This window comes from Glutamicibacter sp. BW77 (assembly GCF_002332285.1).
Classification (GTDB): Bacteria; Actinomycetota; Actinomycetes; order Actinomycetales; family Micrococcaceae; genus Glutamicibacter; species Glutamicibacter bergerei.
The window spans coordinates 1-10,318 of sequence record NZ_NRGT01000017.1 but is presented as its reverse complement, the minus strand read 5'-3'; the positions used below and the strand labels follow the sequence as shown (position 1 = coordinate 10,318).

The following is a 10,318-nucleotide window of genomic DNA, read 5'->3' as shown; positions in this document are numbered from 1 at the left end:
TGAACAGCATAGGACCGTGCCAACGCGAGCAGCATGAGCTAGATCACGTGTCCACTAGTTGCGGGGAACCCCAGTCCCCGTCACTTGAATGACCCGCGAGAAGGAAACCCGCAATTTCGTAAGCAAATGTGAGGCAACAGGAAAACAACCGTGGAAACCCGTCGACGCACCAACCACAACCTCGACCGCAAAGGGGATCAAATTTTCAAGGCATTCGACGAAGCACTTCCCAAAACTTGACAACATAAAATGGGCTTAAAGTCGAATAGCCGCTAAATCCTCGCCTGAGCGGATAGTGGTTCATGCTGGTGCCCAGCCGACGTCTGTGCGTTCGCCAACGATTGAAAAGCTAACATCTCGAGTCAAATATTTACCACCGATCACAAGCTAACGTACGGATTCCACCCTGGTATCTAGAACGGGATGACGGCGATCGATCAGCGTACGGATCTCATCCCAATGCTCTACAATCACGTTGGAGTGTGAGGCTTGGCTTGGATATGTCGTGAGTTGATCCGCTGTCATATACTCCTGGCCTTGGTTGGCCAGATCATCCCGAATAGCATAGAACCAATGCGTTTCCTTGCGCCTCGCCTCTTTCTGAAATACTGACAATGCGTCGGGGAAAGAGACGCCTAAAAAATCCAGCGCAGAAGCTAAGTGGCGAAATGGCGTATTTCGCACCCGGTATTCAATATCCATCGAGTAAGCGCAAAGTATTAACTGGTTATCTTCAAAGAACTGGGACACTAAACCAGCGATGTTCGCTCCTTTGCTTGACCCCAGGATGGTAACGTCGGATGATGACAATCCATACTCTTCGAGTGTCCTGCTAATGACAGCCACAATGGCCGGCACTGGATCGTTACCGTAGTCATCGGAAATAAAGTAACTGCCTGCCGTGAAGTAGGGGTCTTGGACGCTAATGTAAAGCGTGTCCGCTAGAGCCAGCTTAGTTGCGTCGAGGACAGTGTAAGGAGCGGGCCATCCGCCAAAACCTTTGTAATGAGCGAATGTAATAACCGCCCTCTTAGGCTTACCTTGTACACCGATCCGATAACGAACGTTGTTTTCGTTGCAGGCATTAGCATCAAGTCGCTCCTGCAATGGTGTCACATACTTGTCTGCGCCAACACTTAGGACGGTCAATGTGTGAGGTAGAGCCATGGACACGATTGGCATTGCCGTTACCGGAACATTGGTGAATATATGCTGATTGTCACCCTTCCGCGCCAGAAAATGAATTTCTCGACCGCCATCATTAACGACAATCGCCTGATTCATCTCCAGTTTTTTAGTGCTCATTTCGAAACTAAATAGCATTGACCCTCGTATAAATTACGTATATTGAAAATTGGTTTGTATCAAAACCGCACTCTTACCTTAACTCTATTCCGTGTAAGTGTCGCCATCGAAGAATGTCAAACTATGTGGGGTCACTATGCTGCATGCAACTCGGTATCCGCAGTTAGCGAAGGCAGGTTATTCCCGGCAATCCGGCTCTTAAAAGTTAAGCGTAGCGCAGGATGCTCAGCAGGGCCGTAGCCTCGCAGTATACAAGAGTATCCGAACCCGCTAATGACTATGATTCCGATAACCCCGACCGATCCGTTTGAGGTTCTTTGCTGTCAAGTTCGCTGCCTCGCTGCGTGCATTCGTCAGCCGGGTTCTCACGAAGACCAGCAGCTCTCGCCGCCAAGCGGTGAGCGTGCGGAACAACGATTTCGCCTCCACCATTTTCGTTGCTCTCACCGACTTCTCCAGCACCGCCCACCTCGCCTGGAACTCATGGACATCCCGGGTTTGAATCGTCTGTAAGTGTTGAAGGTGGCTGGCCTGGGGCTAGCTGGCAGAGTGGTACTGGTTCCTCCAGCCAAGTGTGACTCATGAATCGTCTGACCCCTACGGGGTGTCATTCCCGGGATCTGTCCACCTGGCTGGAAGGGCCGGCGCCGCCCCGGCCCACCGCGATGGCTTGATTAGAAGCCTGCCCAATCCCTGTGGATTGTGGCCCCTTACAGGCATGCCTCGTAGTGATCTTCTCCCGGGCCGACGCCGGTCACGACGTCCGCACGCTAAAAAGGAGACATCGCATGTCAATTGTGGCAGATCACTATCAATTTATCGTCGGCGTGGATACACACGCCGCAACTCATACCTACGCGATCGTGGAGTCTCCCTCGGGCAAACTTCGGGGGCAGGAAAGCTTTCCGACTACGAGCCGTGGTTTGGAACGCGCAGCAGCCTGGATTGGGCGCCGCACCGAAGGGGATATCGAAAGCGTCCTCGTTTCAGCCGAGTGCACAGGCTCCTACGGAGCGGTTATGGCTGAGCGTCTTGCGCAGGCTGGCTATCGCGTGGTTGAAGCACCAACTCCTTCAGCCAAGCGGCTGCGAGGCAAAGGTAAAACTGATACCTTAGACGCGATCACAGCAGCCCAATCGACCCTCGTCATGGACCTGGAAAAACTTCGTGACCAACGTGCGGGAGATCTCCAGACCGCACTGAAACTACTGAGCGTTGGACGCGACCAGATGAATACCGATCGGCTACGTTCCATCAATGCCCTAACAGCACTGGTCCGCGCTCATGACCTAGGGCTTGACGCCCGCAAGCCACTGACAGCAGCCCAAATCAGGACCATCGCAGCATGGCGCGCACGCGATGAGACCCTCGGTTCCACTGTGGCACGTAGTGAAGCTGTACGCCTGGCCAAGCAGATCGCTGGCTTGGACGCCGACTTAAAAGCTAACCAAGTCCAGCTCACCAAACTGACCACCCGACATGTTCCGGCGCTACTGGCCATGCGCGGAGTAGGTGCGGTAACCGCTGCGATCGTAATGACTGTTTGGTCGCACCCGGGACGTATCCGCTCCGAGGCTGCCTTCGCAATGATCGCGGGCACCTGCCCGATCCCAGCGTCCTCGGGAAACACTGTCAGGCACCGTCTTAACCGCGGTGGTGACCGACGGCTGAACCGCGCGATCAACACCATCGCATTGACGCGAATGCGTGCTGACAAGGATACCCGCGAGTATGTACAACGCAAGATTGCAGAAGGACACACTAAACGCGAAATTATGCGGAGTCTCAAGCGCTACATCACCCGGCAACTATTTCGAGTCTTAGCAACAAATCCGCCTCTATCAGTTGCTTGACAAACATAGAAGCATCCCGGAAATTACGCCGCCAGTTTACTGGCGGCTTCATCGGGTAACGAGCCGCTCATTTCATCATAATAGAGTTCTTCAAATTCAACCGGAGCCCGATATCCGAGGGTCGAGTGCAACCGGTCGTTGTTGTACCAGTGGACCCATTCCACGACCACGTCATCCACGTCCGCCTTGGTAGCCAAGGATCCAGTGCGGAACGGTGAATCCTTAGCAACCGCCTCGTTCTTGAACAACCCCATCACCGTTTCGGCGGCCGCGTTGTCGAACGCGTCCCCAATCGTTCCGATCGACGGCACCAGTCCCTCCATCGCCAGCGTCTGAGTGTACCTCTGAGAGGTATATTCACTGCCCGCATCTGAATGGTGGATGGTGCCAAAGGCCGGTCCCACATGCGCTTTTTGCTCAATCCGGCGTTGCCATAGGGCCAGTTGGAGAGCCTGCTCCACAAACTCGGTGTCATGCGAGGTCGACGAAGCCCAGGACAAGATCCGGCGTGAGAACAAATCGATCACGAAGGACACATAGGCGAACCTGCCACGAATCGGAACATAAGTGAAATCAGTGACCCACACCTTGTTCGGTGCATCAGTATAGAAGTTCCGATTCAATAGATCTTTCGCCCGGATTTTATCTTTAGCGCGGATCGTTGTAGTCGTTCTCCGGCCCCGCACCAGCCCATTCATCCCAGCCACACGCATCAGCCGATCCACGGTGTGTTTTGAGATGTCAGGGAAGCCGTTGCGCTGCAACCAGACCAGCATTTTCCTCCGCCCATAAAGAACCTCGGGCTTCGGTCTCCCCGTCTTTTCATCAGGTTTCTGCAGGTCATGAAGAACGTTCAAAATGAGTGCGTCCGTGACGACCCGTGGTGCTGGTTCAGCTGCTTTCCAACTGCGATACGTGCGGGCAGAAACCTTCAGGCCCTGAGTATTCAGGGCCTGACAGATCTGCTGGACTGCGTAGCCGTGTTCGCGTTGCTGGTCGATGAACTCGGTGATTAGTGCCGGCGAGGGTCCAGCTCCCTCGCGAAGAAAATCGCTGATGCCTTCAAGATGTCGTTGGCTTCTTCAAGGTCCCGGACCTTGGCTTTCAACGCTTTGATCTCGGCGAGTTCTTCGCTGGTCGGTCCGGTTCGTTCACCGGAATCAACCTGGGCTTGGAGCACCCAGCGGCGCAGGGTTTCTTTACCGACGTTCAGCTTTGGAGCCATGTCATTGCAGGCTGCGTAGACCGACTTATAGCGGTCAAGTCGTTCCATGATGTAGTCCACTGCGCGGGCTTTGACTTCGGGGGTGTACTGCTTGGGCATGCTTTCCATTCTCTCAATAGAAAGCGGCATAAAACCCGGGACGATTCAACTCGTCTCAGAGGATTATTTCGAGGGTGTTCTTGCGAGGAACCGTTCCACAGTCTGACAAATGACGATATCTGGTTGGTTTTGCTCAATAAGATCGTACTCAAGATCTGTCTGCCAAACAAAATGAAATTCAGAAAAAATTTGTTTGAGCCACCAAGTTAGTTGGTTCGGCAGCATTCCGTAGCTGGCAGTAGAAGTCCCAAAGAGCATAACTTTCTTTCGTATAAGCGGATTCGGATTTTCAAACTGTAAATAAACACCAATTCGAGGATTTACTGTGGCAAATTCATTAAATTGATTGCGTTTGCGAACTTCTACAATTTCGCGGATGTTTACGTTTGGCATAGATTTCGGTTCAATGCTCTCATCCCAGATTGGAATATTGAAGAATCGCTGCCCAAGGTCTCCTTCCTGATACCTCGTCTTGTCAAATTTCATAGCATCAAGGATGCCAGTATCCAAGCCAAGAGCGCTAATTACGGATGTGGAAATCTCATACATGGTTCGGGCCGAGGGATGACCATCAGCCTTTCGCCAAGGGGAAAGTTCGCTTGACCAATTTTCAAAAATTGGAAGCAGATCCAAGTAATGTTTTTCGCTGGCCATCTCTTCAATCAACTTCCGATACATCGGCGTTGCACCTTTGAAGTCGATCGGCGAAAACTGGGGTAAAGCAGTTATTTTATCTGGAACTATAAATTGAAGGAATTTTATTCCTTTCGAAGAGCAATAGTTGAACCTACTATTAATCAACCTTTTCCAACTGCTGATCTCTTTATTCATTGCCGCAATCTCAGCAGGTGATTGTGGTTCTTTGTAGCGTGATTCGATCTTGTTTGCACCGCCGACCGCGAAAAGGTACCCCTCTTTCCCGAGCCTCACGGTACGCTTCGAATCCTCTAGCCCAACGGGGAAATGCATGTACGATAATTCGTTTTCGGACTCAGGTTTTTTGGGAGCAAGTGCTACATTAACGTCCAGCTGATCTTTGATGGCACTCTTCAGGGTTTCAGGCAATCGCGCAAAGTACTCAGAAAAGTACCTTTCTTCTCGTTTAATTAGACCACCCGAAGGGTATACGGGCTTGCCATACTGATTTGGAACTGAAACAACACTCAGGCTTCCCTCGAGTATCTCGGAGGGTCCAATTTTCCTGTCTGTGTATATGGTAAACGACCTTGCGTCTTCTCCTTTCAGTTTAAGTGTTCCATCTGATGGAGCGCTAATCTGGCCGTAGCCAAATACTTCTTCTCCCATGCGGACCTTTAGGGTCGGTTCCAGCTCGTCAGGGTTTTTTATCCACCCTTTCAGAACTTTTCGATCAGGAGAAATGTGGTCAATGAAACCTTCCATGAAATTTGCCTCCATTTTGGCAAGGTAGAAATTCGTAATCCCGGTTGAAATATCTTTTCAGATGTGGCTGCTGTCTTGTTGCACTTCGCCATCCTCGGAGGATCGAGCGCGGCTGCTTCACCTCATGCTGCAGTATTGCGGGGGTGCGCTAGCCAGAATGCGTGCCTTCGATACTCTTTCAATGATCCGAATTTGTCTGCCTCGGTATCCTTTAGGGGTTCTTTGAGTCGAGATAGTGAAAATCCACCTAAATGAACTGAAAATCCGGCGATATAGTAAAGCTGTATTTGATCCTCAATTGGTGATTAAGGCTGGAATCTACTTTTCAACGGGTCGCAATTTCATTCTCCAGTTGAATGATTATCATTCGCGGAAAGTCGTTGCTGGATTAAGATTCGAAGCCATGAAGCGCTCATCGGCGCCGCTCCTCCTAATTCGGGCTCGAATATTTTTCATGAACAATTGCAAGTAGGTTGGCGCTATATCCACTCTTGGAGAGCGACGAGCTAGCTGAACGGAGTTGATCGTCGTCCAGGTAGTTCATGCGCCAAGCAATTTCCTCTGGTGAACCAATTTTCTGTCCTTGACGCGCTTCAATGGTGCGAATGTAATTGGATGCATCGTTGAGAGAATCAAAGGTTCCCGTGTCTAGCCAAGCCGTGCCCCTCGGCAGAATCTCTACCTGGAGTTTGCCTTGCTCGAGGTAGATCCTATTGATATCCGTAATCTCGAGTTCGCCACGTGCAGATGGTTTCAATTGCTTTGCCATCTCTACAACATTGTTGTCATAGAAATAGAGGCCCGGGACTGCGTAGTTGCTCTTGGCGTGAACCGGCTTCTCTTCCAACGAGATTGCTTGGCCATCAGCGTCAAATTCAACGACGCCGTATGCCGTAGGGTCGGCTACGTGATATCCAAAGACCGCAGCGCCATCTATGTTCGAGAGCTGTTGCAACTGTGCGCCCATGCCAGGGCCGTGGAAAATATTGTCACCCAGAATGAGCGCGACTTTTTCTTCACCGATATGCTCTTCGCCGATCAAGAACGCCTGAGCTAGCCCTTCAGGTGCTGGCTGCGACTTGTATGTGATGTTGATCCGCCACTGGCTGCCATCCCCAAGTAGACGTTGGAACTGCTCTGAGTCTTGGGGTGTGGTGATGATTAGAATATCCCGAATGCCAGCCAGCATGAGGGTTGAGAGCGGGTAGTAGATCATCGGCTTGTCATAAACGGGAACAAGCTGCTTGCTGATTCCTAATGTAATGGGGTGTAGTCGTGAGCCGGTACCGCCAGCAAGAATAATGCCTTTCATGGTTTGTATTTTCTCAGTTTACTTATCTAGAAGTCCACCTAGTACGCTATGGGCATGAAACAAATTCTCGTTACCGGTGGTGCCGGATTTATCGGCTCTAATTTCGTTCACTACCTCATGGACAATACGGATGTATCCGTTACGGTGCTCGATAGCCTGACTTACGCAGGAAACAAGGCCTCATTGGCGGGTCGGAATTTTTCAAGTCAAACGGTACCAACGCAAGTCTAAATAACTATCAAGCGGCCTGAACTACCCGATTCCTCGGATTGTTAATCCACGCAGCTTCAGGCATCGCCAAAATCTTCGGATCCCGCGACGTACCAAAACGTTCAGGATACCGCGCACGCGCAGCTGCCAACGTCTGTGAACGTTTCGCAGCTACTGAATCAGCCAACCCAAAATGAACGTCCGCCGGCGTATGCAACCCGATGCCCGAATGCTGATGGGCATGGTTGTACCACTGAACGAATTCACTCATAAACGCCCGTGCATCACCCAACGAAGAGAAACGCTCAGGGAACTGCGGAACATACTTCAAAGTCTTGAACAACGACTCTGAATAGGGGTTATCATTACTCACCCGAGGCCTCGAATGCGACCTAGTCACTTCCAAATCAGAGAGTAAAGCCGCGACCGTCTTCGACGTCATACTCGTTCCGCGGTCCGCGTGGACCACCCGTGGAATTCCATGGACGCCAAAGATCTCTCTCATCATCTCCACAGCCAACTGGCCAGACTCGGTAGCGTGCACGTGCGCGCCAACGATATACCGTGAATAAATATCGACCATCAAATAGCAGTCGAAGTACTTGCCTTTCACAGGGCCTGCCAGTTTCGTGATGTCCCAACTGAGAACCTCACCAGGAGCGGTGGCTTCCAGCTCGGGGATCGAACGAGGCTTATGCTTCGCCAATCGGCGACGTTCCTTGACCAGCCGATTCTCATTGAGAACCCGGTAAAACGTCGATAAAGAACCCAAATACACACCGTCATCGAGTAACTTTGCATAGACCTGCATCGGGGCCAAATCCACGCACTCAGGACTGTTCAAAACATAGAGAATCGCAGCCCGCTCAACGGTGCTGAGCTTGTTCGGCGGCGCCGGACGCGCAGCGTCCTGCAGTTTGCTCGGTGTGCGGTTCATCGTGGTGCGTGAAACACCAACCATGTCAGCGGCTTTACGTTGCGGGATCTTGATCACCAGCAAATGGTGGTAGGCTCGCTTCATTTCTTCTTGGACTTCAGCTCGTCCTGCGACTCGTTGATGGCGTTCTCGAAGAACGCCGAGAGTTTTCCCATGATGTCTAGGGCATCCTCAGTTTTCTTCCGCTTTCCCTCGCTCACCTCTAACTGGCGGCGAAGACGGGCAATTTCAGCTTGCTCGGCGCTAAGCTTGCCGATACGAGCTCCGGCTGTTTTTCCTTCGAGGACTCCGGCGTCTCGTAGTTTGCGCCATTCGGTGATTTGCGAGGAGTAGACGCCATTTTTGCGGAGGTAGGCGCCACCCTTTTGCTCGGCGATGGCTTCCTCCTAACCGGACAGTAGGTCTAGTTTCTCGGTGGGGGTGAATGTCCTGCGTCGGGACGGGCCACCGGCACGGGGTCCGGGATTAGTCATAGGACTATCATGTCCCATTTGAGGTACGGCTGGACTCGACATGGGTGTTGGCTTCCTGGTTCTTGCCCTACGCGCTGGGGTGGGTTTGCTGTGAGGCGTTGGTACCGTTCAACCCTGACACTGTGAGACTTGGTGCAGCTGGTCTGGGACTGGCTGGCAGGATAGGGACTGGCCGTCCCGCCTCGTGATTGTGACTCACCTGACACGTGACCCATTGGTGTCTTTCCTACGACTTGTCCAACCATGGGGCGGCCGGCCGGTACCCGTCCGGCCCACCTCGGTGACTTGATCAGAAGGTTGTCCGCCTCAGGGCGTGGCTCATCACAGTGTTGTTCCGAAGTGACCTCTACCCGGACTGGTATCGGCCGGCAGTGGCCATGCCCATATCCGTGAAGAGGAAAGGAACAATGACCGCCATGTCTATCGTCGCGCATTCACATGCGTTTGTCGTCGGTGTCGACACCCACGCCCGCAACCACGTTTACGCCATCATCACCGCCACGACCGGTGAACTCGTCGATACCCGGGACTTCCCCACGACCGGCGCCGGCATCAACCGAGCCACCGCGTGGGTGGCACGCCGCACGGGTGCTGATCTCGCCGTGCTCTGGGTGATCGAGGGCGCAGCCTCCTACGGGGCCATACTCGCCGGAACCGTGGTTACCAAGGGATACTCGGTTGTCGAGGCAGCACGGATGGACGCCGAATCCCACCACGGCGTAGGCAAATCCGACGTGCTCGATGCCCAACGAATCGCCCGGGCCGTGCTCCCGATGCAGGAGAAGCAACTGCGCCGGCCGCGGCTGAATGAAGGCGTCCGTGCTGCCCTGAGGGTTTTGGTATCTGCGCGTCATTCCATGACCGGGGAGCGGACACGGGCGGTGAACGGGCTGACTGCCTTGGTGCGCGTCAATGAGCTCGGCCTGGACGCCCGCAAGGCCCTGACCGGAGCGCAGATTGCCGAGGTCTCCCGGTGGCGTGAGCAGGACGAGGAACTGGCGCTTTCCGTGGCCCGCACCGAAGCGGTCCGGTTGGCCAAGCGGATCGGTGACCTCGACAAAGACGTGGCGGGCAACACCCAGCAGATCACCGACCTGGTCAAGGTCAGCGAGGCGGCACCGCTCTTGGATGTGAAGGGCTTCGGCGCCATCACGGCCGCCACATGCCTGACCGTCTGGTCCCATCAGGGCCGGGTGCATTCGGAAGCCGCATACGCCTCCCTCGCCGGGGTAAACCCGATCCCGGCCTCATCGGGGAACACCGTCCGTCACCGACTCAACCGCGGCGGCGACCGGTCTCTGAACAGCGCGCTTCACATGGTCGCCATCACGCGGATGACTCACGACGAGGAAACCCGCGAATACGTGCAGAAGCGGGAAGCGGAAGGACTTAGCACGAAGGAAATCCGACGATGCATCAAACGCTATCTCGCCCGGCGCGTCTACCGCATTTTCAACTCACAAGCGGAGGCTCTGATCGCCGGTTGACAGACCCTTTTATGGT

7 protein-coding genes and 3 pseudogenes are annotated in these 10,318 nt (G+C 53.4%); 3 read left to right on the top strand and 7 right to left on the bottom strand.

What is annotated here, in order from left to right; translation table 11 throughout:
• Positions 1 to 387: 387 nt before the first annotated feature.
• Entirely contained in the window at positions 388 to 1,305 is a 918-nt protein-coding gene (locus CIK74_RS01810) for a hypothetical protein (protein ID WP_141392837.1), read from the bottom strand.
• A 270-nt stretch (positions 1,306 to 1,575) separates the two neighbouring features.
• Positions 1,576 to 1,830: pseudogene (locus CIK74_RS01805) on the bottom strand (transposase); the annotation flags it as partial.
• 263 nt (positions 1,831 to 2,093) lie between these two features.
• Here CIK74_RS01805 and CIK74_RS01800 point away from each other — a divergent pair.
• On the top strand, positions 2,094 to 3,158 hold the full coding sequence (locus CIK74_RS01800; protein ID WP_096253998.1) for an IS110 family transposase: 1,065 nt from the start codon (positions 2,094 to 2,096) through the stop codon (positions 3,156 to 3,158).
• A 23-nt stretch (positions 3,159 to 3,181) separates the two neighbouring features.
• On the opposite strand, the gene CIK74_RS01795 is transcribed toward CIK74_RS01800, so the two are convergent.
• From CIK74_RS01795 to rfbA, 4 genes are all read right to left on the bottom strand, one after another.
• Positions 3,182 to 4,120 carry an IS3 family transposase gene (locus tag CIK74_RS01795; protein WP_240520428.1) on the bottom strand — a complete coding sequence of 313 codons (939 nt, stop codon included), beginning with the start codon at positions 4,118 to 4,120 and terminating at the stop codon, positions 3,182 to 3,184.
• A 50-nt stretch (positions 4,121 to 4,170) separates the two neighbouring features.
• Positions 4,171 to 4,482 carry a transposase gene (locus CIK74_RS01790; protein ID WP_170947696.1) on the bottom strand — a complete coding sequence of 104 codons (312 nt, stop codon included), beginning with the start codon at positions 4,480 to 4,482 and terminating at the stop codon, positions 4,171 to 4,173.
• Between the two features lie 63 nt (positions 4,483 to 4,545).
• Positions 4,546 to 5,883 carry a hypothetical protein gene (locus CIK74_RS01785; protein ID WP_096253994.1) on the bottom strand — a complete coding sequence of 446 codons (1,338 nt, stop codon included), beginning with the start codon at positions 5,881 to 5,883 and terminating at the stop codon, positions 4,546 to 4,548.
• Positions 5,884 to 6,313: 430 nt separating this feature from the next.
• On the bottom strand, positions 6,314 to 7,195 hold the full coding sequence (gene rfbA / locus CIK74_RS01780) for a glucose-1-phosphate thymidylyltransferase RfbA (protein ID WP_096253992.1): 882 nt from the start codon (positions 7,193 to 7,195) through the stop codon (positions 6,314 to 6,316).
• A 54-nt stretch (positions 7,196 to 7,249) separates the two neighbouring features.
• On the opposite strand from rfbA, the pseudogene CIK74_RS01775 reads away from it, so the two are divergent.
• Positions 7,250 to 7,387 (top strand): annotated as a pseudogene (locus tag CIK74_RS01775) (NAD-dependent epimerase/dehydratase family protein); the annotation flags it as partial.
• A 46-nt stretch (positions 7,388 to 7,433) separates the two neighbouring features.
• Here the strand turns inward: CIK74_RS01775 and CIK74_RS01770 are convergent.
• Positions 7,434 to 8,815 (bottom strand): annotated as a pseudogene (locus tag CIK74_RS01770) (IS3 family transposase).
• 407 nt (positions 8,816 to 9,222) lie between these two features.
• Here CIK74_RS01770 and CIK74_RS01765 point away from each other — a divergent pair.
• Positions 9,223 to 10,302 (top strand): IS110-like element ISAar29 family transposase, encoded by a 1,080-nt coding sequence (locus CIK74_RS01765; RefSeq protein WP_096253990.1) that lies wholly within the window; start codon positions 9,223 to 9,225, stop codon positions 10,300 to 10,302.
• Positions 10,303 to 10,318: the final 16 nt, after the last annotated feature.